This is a genomic window from Variovorax sp. 10L421 (assembly GCF_056395365.1).
The window spans coordinates 26,426-42,378 of record NZ_JBFTJJ010000010.1; the positions used below are offsets into that span (position 1 = coordinate 26,426).

At 70.8% G+C, this 15,953-nt stretch carries 9 protein-coding genes; 8 read left to right on the top strand and 1 reads right to left on the bottom strand.

Annotated elements, in window-relative coordinates; all coding sequences use genetic code 11:
• Positions 1-134: 134 nt before the first annotated feature.
• The 8 genes from AC1DFC_RS14955 to AC1DFC_RS14990 all read left to right on the top strand — a co-directional run bounded on the left by AC1DFC_RS14955 (position 135) and on the right by AC1DFC_RS14990 (position 15,294).
• Positions 135-1,097, top strand: coding sequence for a hypothetical protein (locus AC1DFC_RS14955; protein ID WP_478179496.1), 963 nt, complete (start codon positions 135-137; stop codon positions 1,095-1,097).
• A complete protein-coding gene (recJ, locus tag AC1DFC_RS14960; RefSeq protein WP_413333557.1) occupies positions 1,094-2,905 on the top strand; it encodes a single-stranded-DNA-specific exonuclease RecJ in 1,812 nt (603 codons plus the stop codon). The genes AC1DFC_RS14955 and recJ overlap by 4 nt, the downstream gene beginning before the upstream one ends.
• 132 nt (positions 2,906-3,037) lie before the next feature.
• The gene (locus AC1DFC_RS14965) at positions 3,038-3,847 is read left to right on the top strand and encodes an SDR family NAD(P)-dependent oxidoreductase (RefSeq protein WP_413313785.1); all 810 of its coding nucleotides are present in this window, start codon (positions 3,038-3,040) and stop codon (positions 3,845-3,847) included.
• A gap of 187 nt (positions 3,848-4,034) precedes the next feature.
• On the top strand, positions 4,035-8,183 hold the full coding sequence (locus tag AC1DFC_RS14970) for a WGR and DUF4132 domain-containing protein (protein WP_478179497.1): 4,149 nt from the start codon (positions 4,035-4,037) through the stop codon (positions 8,181-8,183).
• 123 nt (positions 8,184-8,306) lie between these two features.
• On the top strand, positions 8,307-9,443 hold the full coding sequence (locus tag AC1DFC_RS14975) for an ATP-binding protein (RefSeq protein WP_478179544.1): 1,137 nt from the start codon (positions 8,307-8,309) through the stop codon (positions 9,441-9,443).
• A gap of 144 nt (positions 9,444-9,587) precedes the next feature.
• Positions 9,588-12,026, top strand: coding sequence for a DUF5682 family protein (locus AC1DFC_RS14980; protein WP_413333561.1), 2,439 nt, complete (start codon positions 9,588-9,590; stop codon positions 12,024-12,026).
• Positions 12,023-13,147, top strand: a complete 1,125-nt coding sequence (locus AC1DFC_RS14985) for a VWA domain-containing protein (protein ID WP_413333563.1) — start codon at positions 12,023-12,025, stop codon at positions 13,145-13,147. The genes AC1DFC_RS14980 and AC1DFC_RS14985 overlap by 4 nt, the downstream gene beginning before the upstream one ends.
• Positions 13,144-15,294: an SWIM zinc finger family protein gene (locus AC1DFC_RS14990; RefSeq protein WP_413333564.1), complete on the top strand. Its 2,151-nt coding sequence runs from the start codon at positions 13,144-13,146 to the stop codon at positions 15,292-15,294. The genes AC1DFC_RS14985 and AC1DFC_RS14990 overlap by 4 nt, the downstream gene beginning before the upstream one ends.
• A 33-nt stretch (positions 15,295-15,327) precedes the next feature.
• Here AC1DFC_RS14990 and AC1DFC_RS14995 read toward each other — a convergent pair whose 3' ends face one another.
• Entirely contained in the window at positions 15,328-15,945 is a 618-nt protein-coding gene (locus tag AC1DFC_RS14995) for a pentapeptide repeat-containing protein (RefSeq protein ID WP_413333566.1), read from the bottom strand.
• Positions 15,946-15,953: the final 8 nt, after the last annotated feature.

Sequence of the window (15,953 nt, forward strand, 5' to 3'; positions counted from 1 at the left end):
CCGCCGAGCCGCCTCAAGGGGAATTTGCCCACCCTCGGGGGGCAGCGAATACACGAAGTGAGGAGCGAGGGGGTAGGTCATCGGCGGAATTGTGGCATCCCGGATTCCCTTGGGGCTTCCCGGACAATAGGGAGATGGCCGAAACCCTCCCACGTCACCTGTTGATTCCCTTTGCCGGCCGCGGTTCCCCTGCATGCCGCGCTGCGCTGCCCACCTTGCGGCTCCCCAATCTCGAAACCTTGCTGACGCGGCTCACGCTTACCGATACCGACACGCAGGACGAAAGCACGCGCTCGCCTCCGCACGAACGCGCGCTGGCCCGGGCAGCGGGCATCGCCGCAAGCGACGGCTGCATTCCCTGGGCTGCGCTCGAAGCGCGGCAACTGGGCATCGCCGCGCCCAACGACCATGATGGCTGGGGCCTCGTCACGCTGTGCAACTGGCAGGTCGGCATCGACGACGTGGTGCTGGGCGATCCGTCCGCCATCGAGATCGACGCCGCCGAATCGGCCGCGCTGCTGCAAGCCGCGCGCCCCTTCTTCGAGGAAGACGGCATCGCGCTGCACCCCTCCCCCGTACCCGGCCGATGGCTGGCACGCGCCCCCATCTTCGACGGCCTGGCCACTGCCTCCCTCGACCGCGCAGTAGGCTACCCGATCTCGCAGTGGTCGCCGCTCGGCGACTCGGCGCGGCCGCTGCGCCGGCTGCAGAACGAAATGCAGATGCTGCTGTACACCCAGCGCGTGAACGACGACCGCGCCGCACGCGGCGTGCCGCCGATCAACTCCTTCTGGCTCAGCGGCACCGGCGCACTGAAGCACGAGGTTGCGCCCGCAGCCGTGCCGGCAGTGAGCGATGCACTGCGCGAAACCGCCCTGCGCGACGACGGCATGGGCTGGGCTGCCGCCTGGCATGCGCTGGACGCCGGCCCGGTCGCCTCGCTGCTGGCCGGCTACACGGGTGGCGCCGAGGTGTCCCTCACGCTGTGCGGCGACCGCGCGGCGCAGCGCTACACCGTGCAGCCGCGCGGCCTGGCTGGCTGGGCCAGGAGCCTGTTCGACCGCAAGCGCGCATCGGTCGTGCTGGAGTCGCTATGAAAATCATCGCCAGGGAGATCCCGCCACGCACCGTCTGGGCGCTGGAGCAAGCCGGCGTGCACCCGCTGCTCGCGCGGCTGTTCGCCGCCCGCGGCGTGCGTGCCAAGGAAGAACTCGATGACGGCCTCGCGCGCCTGCTGGCGCCCGACACGCTGCGCGGCACGCACGAGGCCGCGGTGCTGCTGGCAGACGCCATCGCGCAGGACAAGCGCCTGTGCATCGTCGCCGACTACGACTGCGACGGCGCCACCGCCTGCGCGGTCGGCGTGCGCGGCCTGCGCCTGCTGGGCGCGAAGCACGTGAGCTACCTCGTGCCCGACCGCGTGGTCGACGGCTACGGGCTCACGCCGCCCATCGCCGAGCGCGTGGCCGACAGCGGCGCCGACATGCTGATCACCGTCGACAACGGCATCGCCAGCGTCGAAGGCGTGGCCGCCGCCAAGGTGCGCGGCCTGCAGGTGCTGGTGACCGACCACCACCTGCCCGGCCCCGAGCTGCCGTCGGCCGACGTGCTGGTGAATCCGAACCAGCCCGGCTGCGAATTCGAGAGCAAGAGCATTGCTGGTGTCGGCGTGATGTTCTACGTGCTGCTCGCGCTGCGCTCCGAGTTGCGCAGGCGCGGTGTGTTCGACACGCCTGCGCCCGCCGCCGGGCCGCCCCAAGGCGGGCCAGCCTCCCCCTCGGGGGGTGGCGAAGCACACGAAGTGGCAAGCCGGGGGGCAGGCAAACCGCAACCCAAGCTCGACGCGCTGCTGCCGCTGGTCGCACTCGGCACCGTGGCCGACGTGGTGAAGCTCGACGCCAACAACCGCCGCCTCGTGGCACAGGGCCTGCGCCGCATCCGCGCCGGTGCGATGCCTGCGGGCGTTGCCGCCTTGTTCAAGGCCGCGGGCCGCAATGCCTGCGTCGCCACCACCTTCGACTTCGGCTTCGCACTCGGCCCGCGCATCAATGCCGCCGGCCGGCTGGCCGACATGACGCTGGGCATCGAATGCCTGCTGACCGACGACGCGGGCCGCGCCGAGGAACTCGCGCGCATGCTCGACGGCATCAACCGCGAGCGGCGCGACATCGAGGGCGGCATGCGCGACCAGGCGCTGCTGCTGGCAGAGTCGCTGTTCGCCACCGATGGCGAGGGCATCGAAGCGCCGCCGCCGGCCATCAGCGTGTTCGACGCGGGCTTCCACGAGGGCGTGGTGGGCATCGTGGCCTCGCGCATCAAGGACCGCTTCCACCGCCCGACCTTCGTCTTCGCCGCCAGCGGCGCGCCCGGCAAGGAGCAGGAGCTGAAAGGCTCGGGCCGATCGATTCCGGGCTTCCACCTGCGCGATGCGCTCGACCTCGTGGCCAAGCGCCATCCGGGCGTGCTGCTGCGCTTCGGCGGCCATGCGATGGCGGCCGGCTGCACGGTCGCGCGCGAGCACTTCGAGACCTTCGAGAAAGGCTTCGCGCAGGTCGCCGGCGAATGGCTGGCCGAAGCCGCGCTCACGCGGCAGATCGAGACCGACGGACCGATCTCGCGCGAGTACATGCGCATCGACCTCGTCGACACGCTGCACCGCGAGGTGTGGGGCCAGGGCTTCGCGCCGCCGACCTTCAGCGAAGAGGTGGAGGTGGTGTCGCAGCGGCTGGTGGGCGAGAAGCACCTGTCGCTGAAACTCAGGCACCAGGGCCAGCCGATCGACGCGATCTGGTTCAGCCACACCGAGCCGCTGCCGCCGCGCGTGAAGCTGGCGTTCCGGCTCGATGCCGACGAATGGCAGGGCGTGCGGCGGCTGCGGTTCCTGGTCGAAGGGGCGGAGTTCTAGGCGCTGTCCCTGGAAAAGCCTGCAATCGCATGCCATGGCGGGCGGGCAGTCGGGACGGATTCCTACGCGTGCGGCAAGCCGGCGTTCCTAGGGTGGTCCAAGAAGGTTCATTCACTTCATCAGGAGACCGACATGCAACCCAACGACATCCGCCCCCTTGCCGTGGTGACCGGCGCCTCGTCCGGCATCGGCTTCCAGCTCGCGCTGCTGGCCGCGCGCCGCGGCCACGACCTGTTGATCGGTGCCGACGAGCCGCTGGAACAGGCCGAGACCGAACTGCGCGTGCTCGGCGCCAATGTGGCCGCGGTGCGCGCCGACTTCGCCACCCGCGACGGCGTGGACACACTGCTCGCCGCCACCGAAGGCCGGCCGATCGCGGCACTGTTCGCCAACGCCGGGCACGGGCTGGGCCACGGCTTCCTCGATCAGGACTTCCACGACGTGCAGCATGTCATCAACACCAACATCACCGGCACCATCTACCTCGTGCAGTGCGTGGGCCGCGGCATGCGCGAGGCCGGGCAGGGGCGCATCCTGATCACCGGGTCGATCGCGGGGTTCCAGCCGGGCAGCTTCCAGGCCGTCTACAACGGCAGCAAGGCCTTCATCGACTCGTTCGCCATGGCCCTGCGCAACGAGCTCAAGGGCACCGGCGTCTCGGTCACCTGCCTGATGCCGGGCGTGACCGACACCCACTTCTTCGCGCGCGCCGACATGCTCGACACGCGCGTGGCCCAGCAGAGCGACAAGGCCGACCCGGCGGAGGTGGCGCGGGCCGGCTTCGAGGCGATGATGCGCGGCGAAAGCGGCGTGATCGCGGGATGGCGCAACAAGATGCAGGTGGCGCTGTCGCGCGTGATGCCGGCGCCCAGGCTGGCCGAGCAGCACCGGCGCATCGCCGAGCCCGGCAGCGCGGAGCAGCAGGCCAGGCCCTTCGTCTGATCTTTTCTTCCGGAGCGCGGCGCTCCGGCGGGCGCTGCTGCGGGGCCGCCATCGGCAACCCCGAAGCAGGTGAATATTTTTTTCGTATTCACCGACGCGCGAAGCGAAATCTTCTCGTTACTCGGGGCCGAGCTTTCACGCCGGCCCCTTATCCTCTGCGGCGAACATACAGGAGGATGTTTTTTCCATGCGCCGCTTTGAACTGATCGAGGGAACCGCCAGCAAATTCTGGGAAGTCGAGCAGGTAGACGCCGAACTCAACATCCGCTGGGGCCGCATCGGCACCGCGGGCCAGAGCCAGACCAAGTCGTTCGCCGACGCCACCAAGGCCGCCGCCGCGCTGACCAAGCTGGTGGCCGAGAAGACGGGCAAGGGCTACGCCGAAGTGGGCGTGGCCGCCGGCACGGCCATCGGCAAGACCGAGGCGAAGCCGAAGGCCGAGACGGCAACGGAAAAGACTGCGGCCCCGCCCGCCGCGAAGGCCGCCGCGAGCGCAGAGGCTGCCGCCCCCACCGAAGGCATCGACAGCCAGGCCGACCGCGTGTTCGAAACCGTGCGCGCTCAGATCGAGACCGGCACGCTGACCTCCAGCGACACGCTCTCCACCGCAACGCTCAAGCGCCAGCATGGCGTGAGCGAGCAAGGTGCGGCGCTCGCCTTCAAGCGGCTTCAGTCCACGGGCCTGCTGTACGGCTGGGGCACCAGCTGCACGCCGGCCAAGAACGCCCAGGCCATCGCCAAGGAGCTGGGCGCCAATGCATCGGCCGCGTCGTCCGTGGCCCTGGCAGCGCCCGCCGCCGAACTGCCGCCCGCGGACGGCGACGCGCCGCCCTGGCTCGCCGCCGGCAAGCCCATCCGGCTGTCGCCCGACATGCAGCGCGCAGCCTTCCCTTCGCGGCGCTTTCCGCCAAAGCCCTTCGACGAAACGCCGAGCCCCGCCGCAGCCTGGCTGCCTGTGCGGCGCAAGCTCGACCTCGACGTCGACACGAGCGCCACCGACGCGGCCTTGCGCGCGGTTGCCCAGCGCGTGATCGACCGCGGCACGCAGCCCACCCCCGCGGCCGACGCCGAGGCCGACACCCTGCTGCTGGCGTTCGCGCTGGGCACCGGCGGCAACTACAACGCGAACGAGATGGGCGAAGTGGTGGTGCACTACCTCGTCAAGCAGTACGGACTGCAGGACACCATCGACATCCTGCTGGCCGCCCAGCAGATCGAAGTGCAGTCCACCTACGACCGGGCGACGAAGAAGCGCCGGTACAGCTTCTGCGCCGCCGTCGCCCGCCAGATGGGCAGCTCCTACTACGGTCCGCTGGGAACGGGCGAACAGGCGCTGCGCGCGCATCTGTCACTGGCCGCCCCCGAGGTCTGGCAGGACTGCCGCGACCGCATCGAGGCCGGCCTTCCCAAGGTTCACCCGGCCCGCCAGCCCGCGCTGGCAATGCTGCTGCCCGACGCCCCCGAAATCTCCAACGCGCTCGTGCACACGCTGGCGGCCGACAAGAACACGCCCGAGACCATGCACTGGCTGCTGCTGACGGCCACCGACCCCGACGCCATCGCGCTGGCCGCGAAGGTCCGCCTGAGCTATTCGAGCGGCTTCTGGGGCAGCGGCTCCATGACGAGCACGCTGGTGCAGGAGCGCGGCGTGGATGCCGTGCCGGTGCTGGAGCGCGGCGCCGCGGACGACCACGCGGGCGACGCGCTGGCCTGCATCGGCACGCCCGAAGCCGTGCTGGCGCTGGCCCGCGTGGCAGGCAGTTCGAAGGGCGCGCTGGCGCGGCTGGCGCTGGCCGTCGACCGCTGGCCGATGGCGGCCATTCCCGCGCTGTCGCGGCTCGTGGCGGCCGGCGGCAAGGACGCCAACCTCGTCACGCCTGGACTCACGCGGCTGCTGCGCGCGCATGGCGCGTCCCTGCCGGCCTTGCGGCCCTGGCTCGATGCGGGTGCACAGGCGGTGATCGACCGGCAGCTGGCGCTCCTGGCCGGCCCCGCCGAGGTGGCCGATGCGAGCGAACTGCCCGGCGTGCTGGCCGCGCCGCCCTGGCTCGCCAAGGTGCAGAAGAAGGCGGCCGGCACGCTGGTGCTGGAGCCGCTGGCATTGGCACCGGTGGAGCGATGGGGCGAAGGCAAGCGCGAGAGCGCGCAGCGCATGAATTCATGGCAAACGGGTCGCCACGACGCCGCGCGCAAGAGCGTCGACGTGCTGCTCGACGAACTGGGCTTCGACAAGGGCAGGCACAGCCTTGTGCCATTCGCCAAGGCCGCCGCCGCGGCCGTTGCGGCCGGCGACGCCGGCGCGCTGGTCGCCAGCTGGCGCGAGATGGTGGCCGAGCGCAAGAAGGACCGCTACTACTGGTTCAGCTTCCACGCCAGCTTCGTTACGCTGCTGCCGGCGGCGATCGGCGTGCCGTTCTGGAACGCCGTCGCGGGCGAGGCCGAAAGCGACGGCATCGGCCTGATCCTGGCCACCCACGGCCTCGCGGTGCTGCCCGGCCTGGTGGCCATGGTGCGATCCAAGCCCACCGACAACCTCTCGTACGCCCTGAACTACGGCGCCGTCGAGCTGGCCGCGCCGGCCGCGCGCGCCTTCGCCAAGCTCAAGACGCTGCGCGCCGAAGGCCGCGAATGGCTGCTGAAGTATCCCGAGCACAGCGCAGCCGGCCTGATCGCGCCGGCGCTCGGCAAGGCCGGCGAGGCACGCGACTGCGCGGGTTCGGCGCTGCGCCTGCTGCAGGCCAACGGCCACGAGGCACTGCTGCTCGACGTGGCCGGCCGCTACGGCAAGCCCGAAGTGGTGGAAGCGCTGCGCGCCGTGCTCGACGAAAGCCCGCTCGACCGCTTTCCCACCCGGCGCGCGAAGCTGCCCGAGTTCTGGCAGCCGCGCGGTTGGCGCCGGCCCGTGCTGCGAAACGGCAAGGCGCTGCCCGACGACGCGCTCGACCATCTGGGCCAGATGCTGACCTTTCCGACCAACGAGGAAATCTACGGCGGCATCGCCGTGGCCAAGGACGCCTGCGATGCCGGCTCGCTGGCCGAGTTCGCCTGGGACGCCTTCACCGCCTGGCTCGAAGCCGGCGGCCCCAGCAAGGAAGGCTGGGCACTCACCACGCTCGGCCTGCTGGGCAACGACGACACCGCGCGCAAGCTCACGCCCTTCATCCGCGCCTGGCCCGGCGAGGCCGCGCATGCGCGCGCCGTGACCGGGCTCGACGTGCTGGCCGCCATCGGCAGCGACGTCGCGCTGATGCTGCTCAACGGCATCGCGCAGAAGGTCAAGTTCAAGGGCCTGCAGGACAAGGCGCGCGAGAAGATCGACGCCATCGCCGAGGCGCGCGGCCTCAGCACCGAGGAACTCGAGGACCGGCTCGCGCCCGACCTCGGCCTCGACGAACAGGGCACCATGCTGCTGGACTTCGGTCCGCGCGCCTTCAAGGTCGGCTTCGACGAGTCGCTCAAGCCTTATGTGCGCGAGACCGGCGCCGACGGCACCGACGGCGCGCGCCTGCCCGACCTGCCCAAGCCCAAGAAGACCGACGACGCCGAACTTGGCAAGGAAGCGGTCGAGCGCTTCAAGCTGCTGAAGAAGGACGTGCGCACCATCGCCAGCCAGCAGCTGCTGCGCCTCGAGGTGGCGATGTGCGCGCGCCGCCGCTGGACGCCCGAGGTGTTCCGCACCTTCCTGGTCGAGCACCCGCTGGTGCGCCACATCGTGCAGCGGCTGATCTGGGGCGTGTACGCGGTGGAAGGCGGTGCCAGCTATGGCGGCACGCTGCAGGCCTGCTTCCGCGTGGCGGAAGACGGCAGCTTCACCACGGCGGAAGACGATCCGTTCGAGCTGCCCGTGGGCGAGAACATCCGCATCGGCGTGCCGCACGCGCTGGAACTGCCCGCCGCCGATGCCGCCGCCTTCGGCCAGGTGTTCGCCGACTACGAGCTGCTGCAGCCCTTCGCGCAGATCGGCCGCGACGTCTACACGCTGTCCGACGAGGAGAAGAAGAGCCTGAAGCTGGAGCGCTGGAAAGACGTCAAGGTGCCCACCGGCCGCGTGCTGGGGCTGGCCAACAAGGGCTGGCGGCGCGGCCAGGCGCAGGACTCGGGCTGCATCTGGTACTTCAGCAAGCCGCTGGGCACGAGCCGCGTGATCGAGCTGAGCCTCGACCCCGGCATCATCGTCGGCATGGTGGACGAATACCCCGAGCAGAAGCTGGGCCAGGTGCAGGTGGGCCAGCCCTCGGGCTGGGGCGACATGCAGGATGCGGAGGCACTGCACCTGCTCGACCCGATCTCCGCCAGCGAACTCATCCGCGACATGGAAGGCCTGCGGGCCGCATAAGGTACACCCCCAGTCTTCGCGCACTTCGTGTCGCTTCGCCAACCCCCTTGCAGGGGGCAACACCTGCGGCCCGGCAAAGCCGGTTCCGCGGTGTTCCCCGAACTTGACCTGACCGAATCAAAGATGGCCATCAACAACACGACCAAGGACACCGGCACGGCGCAGCAGCAACTGCAGCGACCGCCGGCCGAGATCCTCTACGCCGAACAGCTCGCACGGCTGCAGGCGCAGGACACCGACCCGCGCCCGCCCGGCTGGGTGCTGGGCCTGAAGGCCGCGCGCTCGTTCATCCTCGGCGACGCGGCGCTCGGCATCGCACCCAAGATCGTCGCGCCCGTGGCCAGCATCGAACGCATGCTCGTCACCCTGGCCACCGGCCGCGGGCTGATGCTGGTGGGCGAGCCAGGCACGGCGAAGTCGATGCTGTCGGAGCTGCTGGCCACGGCCATCTCGGGCGTCTCGACGCTCACCATCCAGGGCGGCGCCTCGATCACCGAGGACCAGATCAAGTACGGCTGGAACTACGCTCTGCTCATCAACGAAGGCCCGAGCCCGCGCGCGATGGTGCCGGCGCCGCTGTACCTCGGCATGCAGCAGGGCCAGGTGGTGCGCTTCGAGGAAATCACACGCGCGCCGCTGGAGGTGCAGGACTGCCTGCTGGGCATGCTGTCGGACCGCGTGATGGCGGTGCCCGAGCTGTCGGGCGAGCACGGCATGCTCTATGCGCGCGAGGGCTTCAACATCATCGCCACCGCCAACACGCGCGACCGCGGCGTCAACGAGATGAGCGCGGCGCTGAAGCGGCGCTTCGACTTCGAGACGGTGTTCCCCATTCTCGACTTCGACCGCGAGCTGGCGCTGGTGCAGGAATCGTCCACGCGGCTGCTCGCGCAGAGCGGCATTCCGAAGACCGTGCCCGCTCCCGTGCTGGAGCTGCTGGTGTCCACCTTCCGCGACCTGCGCGGCGCACCCGTGAAGGGCGACAACGGCAACGCGGGCGACGCGGCGATGGACCGGCTCACCGCCGTGATGTCCACCGCCGAGGCGGTGAACGTGGCGCATGCGGTCGGCGTGCGCGCATGGTTCCTCGAACAGCGCGAGGGCTCGCCGGCCGACCTGGTCGACTGCATCGCCGGCACGGTGGTGAAGGACAACGCCGACGACCGCGCCAAGCTGCGGCGCTACTTCGAGCAGAAGGCGGCGAAGCGTAGCGGCTCGCACTGGCGCGCGTACTACGACGCCCGCCACCGCCTGCCCTGACATGAGCAAACCCCCAGGCTTCGCGCACTCCGTGTCGCTTCGCCAACCCCCTTGCAGGGGGCAACACCAGCGGCCCGGCAAAGCCGATTCCGCGGTGTTCCGCGAAGGGCCCTCGCTTCGCTTGGCGCGCCATCGGTGACGAGGATGAGCGAATCGCTTCACATCGTCGGCGTGCGCCACCACAGCCCCGCCTGCGCGCGGCTGGTGGCCGAGCGCATCCGCACGCTGCGCCCCGCGTACGTGCTGATCGAGGGCCCAGCCGACTTCAACGAACGCCTCGACGAGCTGTACCTGCCGCACCGGCTGCCGGTGGCGATCTACAGCTATCTCTCGGGCGATGACACGCACCGCGGTTCGTGGTCGCCCTTTGCCGAGCACTCGCCCGAGTGGCAGGCGCTGCAGGTCGCGCGCGAGGTCGGCGCCGCGGTGCGCTTCATCGACCTGCCGGCCTGGCACGACGCCTTCTCGCGCATGGAGAACCGCTATGCCGACGTGGCCGACCACGAGCACGAGGAACGCGCCGAAGCCTACGAGCGCGCACTGACGGAGAAGCTCTCGGTGCAGGGCCGTGATGCGCTGTGGGACCACCTGTTCGAGGACGGCTGCGATGCGGCCGAGCTGGCGCAGCGCCTCTCGACCTACTTCGACCACCTGCGCGGCGAAGACCGCGGCTCGCAGGGCAACCAGGCGCGCGAAGCCATGATGGCGCGCTGGATCGCCTGGGCGATGGCGCAGCCGGGCGAGCCGGGCCGCGCACAGGCGCTGGTGGTGTGCGGCGGCTATCACGCGCCTGCACTGGCGCGGGTGTGGCAAGGCATGCCCTCAGAGCTGCCCGCCACGCCGCAGCCTTCGCTCGAATCCACCGACGAAGAAGACACGCGCGACGCCGACACCGCGCTGCGATTCGGCTCCTACCTCGTGCCCTACACCTTCAAGCGCCTCGACGCCTTCGCAGGCTATGCCTCGGGCATGCCCTCCCCCGCCTACTACCAGTGGGTCTGGGACCACGGCCCCGAAGGCGCCGCGCACCGCGCGCTGCAGCACGTGATGCAGCGCCTGCGCGAGAAGAAACTCCCCGCCTCCACCGCCGACCTGATGGCCGTGCACCTGCGCGCACAGGGCCTCGCGCGCTTGCGCGGCCACGAGAAGCCGCTGCGCTCCGACTGGCTCGACGCACTGGCCGGTGCGCTCGTGAAGGACGCGCTCGACGCGCCGCTGCCCTGGACCTACCGCGGCGCGATCCGCCCCGGCACCGATCCCGTGCTGGTGCAGGCGATGGACGTGCTGGCCGGCGACACCGTCGGACAGTTGGCGCCCGGCACACCGCAGCCGCCGCTGGTGGCCGCGGTGCAGGCCGAACTCGCGGCGCACGGCATCGTGCTGCGCGGCCAGATCAAGCTCGACCTGCTGCTCGAAGCCGACCGCGCGAAAAGCCGCGTGCTGCACCGCCTGGCTATCCTGCGGCTGCCCGGCGTGCGCCGCACCCAAGGGCCGAAGCTCGCGATGTCGGGCGAGCGCACCGAACTGTGGTCGCTGAGCGAACCGCTCGAGCAGCAGGCCGCGATGATCGAGGCCGGCGCCTGGGGCGCAAGCCTGCACGACGCGGCGCGCGCCCGGCTCGAAGACGATCTGCGCCAGGCCCACGGCCGCATTGGCCCGCTCGCCGACGGCCTCAACCAGGCCGCGTGGGCGGGGCTGTCGGCGCTCAGCGATGCACTGCTGCGCGAACTGCAGGGCGCCGTTGCGAACGAGCCGCGCTTCGAGGCGCTCGGCCCCGCGCTGTCGGTGCTGCACACGCTGCTGCGGCACGGCCAGATGCTGGGCATGGCCGATGCGCCCGTGCTGCGCGTGGTGATCGAATCGGGTGTCGACCGCGCGCTGTGGCTGCTGGAGCCGCCCGCGGACATCGCACCGGCCGACATGCAGGCCCACCTCGAAGGCCATCTTGCGCTGCGGCGGATCGTGGCCGACGTGCTGGCCCACGCGCAGGACCATGCGCACAACGCGCACGCGCCGTCGCTGCTCGACGTGGAGCCGGCCCGCGCGCTCGCCGTGTGGCAGCGCAAGGCCGCCGACGCCAGCGCCGCTGCGGTGAGCCGCGGCGCGGCGCTCGGTGCCACGCTGAGCCTGGCCGGACGCGCCGCCAACGCGCAAACGCACGACGATCACGGCGTGGCCGAGGCGATGCAACTGCTGCACTCTCTCCCCGCCCCCGTGCTCGGCGATGCGCTCACCGGGCTGCTGGCGCTGGCGCGCGAAGTGCTCGCGTCCGAACCCGCTTTCGTCGCCGGAATGGACCGTACCGTGCAGGCCCTGGACAACGCCGACTTCGTGCGCGCCATGCCCAGCCTGCGCGCCGCCTTCGCCTGGCTGCCGCCGCAGGAACGCGGGCTGCTGGCCGACCAGGTGCTGGCGCTGCACGACGCCACGCACCTCTCGCGCCGCACGCTCACCGCCCACCATGCGGGAGAGGCTGCACCCGAACAGCTGGCCGAGGCACGCCGCGTGGAAGACGCGGTGCTTGCGCGCCTCGCGGCCTGGGGCGTGGCGCTCGAAGACACAGAGGAAGCCCCCCGCCCATGAGCCTCGACTTTCCCGATCCGCTGCAGCGCTGGCGCCTGCTGCTGGGCGACCCGGCCGAATCGGCCTGCGGGGGCCTGAGCGCCGAGGCGCAGGCCGCCGATGCCGCGCTCGACTGGCTCTACGGCCGCGACAGCGACCGCGCGAGCCGTGGCGAACGCAGCGCGGGCCTGGGCCCCTCGGCACTCAGCACGCCGGACTGGATCAACACCATCCACACGCTCTTTCCGAAGGAAGTGATCGAGCGGCTGGAGCGGGACGCGGTCGAGCGCTACGGCATCGACGAGGTGGTGACCAACCTCGAGGTGCTCGAGCGCATCGAGCCCTCCGAATCTCTGCTGCGCGCAGTGCTGCACACCAAGCACCTGATGAACCCCGAGGTGCTCGCGGCCGCGCGCAAGCTGGTGGCCGAGGTGGTGCGCCGCATCATGGAAAAGCTCGCCACCGAAGTGCGCCAGGCCTTCAGCGGCAGCCGCGACCGGCGCCGCCGCTCGCGCATGAAGGTCGCGCGCAACTTCGACTTCAGGCAGACGCTGGCCGCCAACCTGCACCGCTACGACCCGCAGCGCCGCAAGCTCTACGTGGAGCGGCCGGTGTTCATCAGCCGCACGAAGCGGCACGCCGAGCCGTGGGACATCATCCTGCTGATCGACCAGAGCGGCTCGATGGTCGACTCGGTGATCCACAGCGCAGTGATGGCCGCCTGCCTGTGGCAGTTGCCCGGCATGCGCACGCGGCTCGTGGCCTTCGACACGGCAGTGGTCGACCTGACCGCCGACGTGTCCGACCCGGTCGAGCTGCTGATGAAGGTACAGCTCGGCGGCGGCACCGACATCGCGAAGGCGGTGGCGTATGCGCAGACGCTCGTCGCCAATCCCTCGAAGAGCATCGTGGTGCTGGTGAGCGACTTCTACGAAGGCGGCAGCGAGCACGAGCTGGTGCGCCGCGTGAAGGCGCTGGTCGAGTCCGGCGCGAAGGTGCTGGGCCTGGCGGCGCTCGACTCCAAGGCCGAACCCAACTACGACCGCGAGATGGCCGCGCGGCTGGTACGCGAAGGCGCGCAGATCGGCGCGATGACGCCGGGCCAGCTGGCCGGCTGGCTGGCCGAGAAGGTGCAGGGATGAGCGGCACCACGGCATGGCGGGCCGACCTGCTGGAGCTGACGCCCGAGGCGCTGACGGCGCTGGCCAACGCGGGCTTCGTGAAGCGTGCGCAGAAGGACGTGGCGGCCGGCCTGCTGCCAAAGCTGGAGACCGGCGCCGACGGCGTGGTGCAGGCGCAGTTCGACGACGGCGTGCGCACCAGCCTGCCGCCGGGACGCACGCTGCGCGACGCGCAGTGCAGCTGCCCCGCCAGCGGCATGTGCCGGCATCGGGTGATGCTGGTGCTGGCCTACCAGGCGCAGGCAGCGTCGGCGCAGGCGGATGCGCCCGAAGACGCGCAGGAAGCCGCCGAGCCGGACGGCGCATGGAGCCCCGCGCAGTTCGACGATGCCGCACTGGCCGCCAGCCTCGCACCCTCCGTGCTCGAACAGGCGAACAAGCTCGCCGCCGCGCGTCCGGTGGTCGGCGTGCAGGCCTGGCGCAGCGCGAGCGCGCCGCCGGTGGCGCGGCTGCCGATGTGCAGCGTGCGCTTCTTCTCGCGCAGCTCGCTGGTTCATGCGCGCTGCGATTGCAAGCAGGGCAGCGGCTGTGCGCACGTGGTGATCGCGGTGTGGGCATTCCGGCAGGCCGGGCCGCTGGCGCCCGGTTCGGCGGAGGTGCTGCTCGAGGTGTCGCCGCCCGCTTCGGCAGGCGCGACCGCCTCGGACCCGGCACCGCAACCGGCGGCGATGCAGGGCGAAGCCGCCGTTGCGCTGCGAGCGCAGATCGATGCCCTGCTGCTGTCGCTCTGGCTCGACGGTTCGAGCCAGCCGCTGATGGCGCTCGCGGCCCGCTTCGAGGCCGTGCGCGACCAGGCGCGCGCGCTGGCCTGGAGCTGGGTGGACGATGCGCTCGACGAACTCTGGCAACTGCTGCAGGCCCAGCATGCGCGCAGCAGCCGCTTCGAGCCGCTGCGGCTGGTGCGCATGCTGGCCGAGCTGTGGGCGCGATTGCAGGCGGCGGCGCATGCCGCGCGGCCACAGGCGCGACCCGCGCTGCCGGCCAGCCGGATCCTCGGCATCGGCGTCAAGGGCGAGGTCGCGCTCGATCACCTGCGGCTGGTGTCGCTCGGGGCCGAGCTCTGGTCCGACGACGCCGCCGAGGGCGCGAGCGTTTTGTTCGCGGACCCCGACACGCAGAACGTGACCGTGCTGGAGCGCCAGTGGTCGCGCGCGGCCGATGCCGCCGCGGGCGGCACCGCGCAGGCCCTGATGAACCGGCGCGTCGCGGGCTTTCCGCTGCGGCAACTGGCGAGCGGGCAGGTCATCACCAAGACCGCGACACGGCGCGCCAACGGGCTCGTCGACATCACGGCCGGCGCGCGGCAGACGGGCGTGCTGCCGCTGTCGCCCAAGTCGTGGGACGACCTCGTCGCACCACTGCGGCAGGACAGCGTGGCCGCGCTGGTGGCACATCTGCGCGAGGCAGCACCCGACTTCGTGCGGCCGCGGCAGGCCGCGGGCGGCGCGTCGGCGGGTGCGTCGGGGCAGCTGCATGTGGTGGCGTTCGAACGCATGGAGGTGGTGTCGTGCCACTGGGATGCGGCGGCGCAGGTGCTGCATGCGCGGCTGAAGCAGGCAGCACCGGAAGGATCGGACGAAGCCCCGGCCGAAGACGACAACAACGAACGAGACTGGCTGCACCTGGCCTTGCCGCATCGCGCGGTCGCGCCCGGCGCGGTCGATGCGCTGGCCCGCGCGCTTGCCGGCGAATACGGCCCGCTGCGCGCCGTGGCCGGCACCGTGCATCTGCAGGGCGATCGGGCGGTGATGCAGCCGCTGAGCCTGCTGACGGCGCAACGTGCCGTGGTGCTCCAGGTCGAGGCGGTGGCGCCACAGCCGCTGGGCCTTCGCAGCGATGCCGAGGACGTGCCCGCCTTGAACGCGCTGGCCGGCGACACGCTGGAACTGCTGGCGCTGTGGCTGCGCCAGGGCCTGCGCCATCAAGGCGGCGGCGCGCTGTCGCGAGCGCAGGCGCAGGTGCTGCGGCTGAAGCAGGCCGGTCTGGGGCGAAGTGCGGGCTTGCTGGAGGCCGTGCTCGAGAACCTGCGGTCGGCGCAACGGCCGGCGCTGGTGGCGCAACTGGCGATGCTGGGTCTGCTGATGCAGGGTGTGGCGCAGTCGGGATGAGAATCCCAAGGGACAGATACGCCGCAAAGGCTCTCACATCGTACTGTTGAGTACCGTGTCCTCGAACTCAAGCTGTTCGAAGTTGCTGCCCAGGAAGTCAACCTGTTCGCCACGCAATCCGCGTGCCCTGACGCTCCTGCCTGTGCATCCGTGCATCTTGAGTGCGGACCAGCTGCCTTGCTCGAAGTTGACCTCGTTCAACTTGCAATCCGTCAATCGGCTGCCGCTGATGTTGCCCAGCCTGAACCTGGCCTTTTCGAAGGTGCAGTTCACGAAAGTGCACCCCATGATGGTGATGCTGTCGAAGCTGCAGGCGCTGAAGATGCAGTTGGAGAAATGGCAAGCCGACCACTGCGCCTCATTGAACTTCGTTTCGGTGAAGCTGCTGCCGGTAAAAGTGGAATCCGCGAACTGCGCCAGCCCGAGGTCCAGGCCGGCGTAGGCATTGCCGTCGGTCTGCCCGGCAAGGCCGGCCGGGGCGCCGCCCGCCCCCTTTCGCCAAAGGTCGTGCGCAAGAATGATCTCTTGCGCGCTCATGCTTCGCCCCAGTCCGCCGCATGCCGGGCTACCCGCAAGGGCGCAACGGGCCGCCACAGCTTGTTCGCGGGCTCCTGCGTAACGGCTCGCGCAGCCTGCGCTGAGGGCAAACAAGAAAAGGG

What these genes read in the sequence shown, in the direction of transcription:
- AC1DFC_RS14985 (WP_413333563.1), top strand. Translation starts at nt 12,023, where the DNA reads ATGAGCCTCGACTTTCCCGATCCGCTGCAGCGCTGGCGCCTGCTGCTG.
- AC1DFC_RS14990 (WP_413333564.1), top strand. Translation starts at nt 13,144, where the DNA reads ATGAGCGGCACCACGGCATGGCGGGCCGACCTGCTGGAGCTGACGCCC.
- AC1DFC_RS14955 (WP_478179496.1), top strand. Translation starts at nt 135, where the DNA reads ATGGCCGAAACCCTCCCACGTCACCTGTTGATTCCCTTTGCCGGCCGC.
- AC1DFC_RS14975 (WP_478179544.1), top strand. Translation starts at nt 8,307, where the DNA reads ATGGCCATCAACAACACGACCAAGGACACCGGCACGGCGCAGCAGCAA.
- recJ (WP_413333557.1), top strand. Translation starts at nt 1,094, where the DNA reads ATGAAAATCATCGCCAGGGAGATCCCGCCACGCACCGTCTGGGCGCTG.
- AC1DFC_RS14980 (WP_413333561.1), top strand. Translation starts at nt 9,588, where the DNA reads ATGAGCGAATCGCTTCACATCGTCGGCGTGCGCCACCACAGCCCCGCC.
- AC1DFC_RS14965 (WP_413313785.1), top strand. Translation starts at nt 3,038, where the DNA reads ATGCAACCCAACGACATCCGCCCCCTTGCCGTGGTGACCGGCGCCTCG.
- AC1DFC_RS14970 (WP_478179497.1), top strand. Translation starts at nt 4,035, where the DNA reads ATGCGCCGCTTTGAACTGATCGAGGGAACCGCCAGCAAATTCTGGGAA.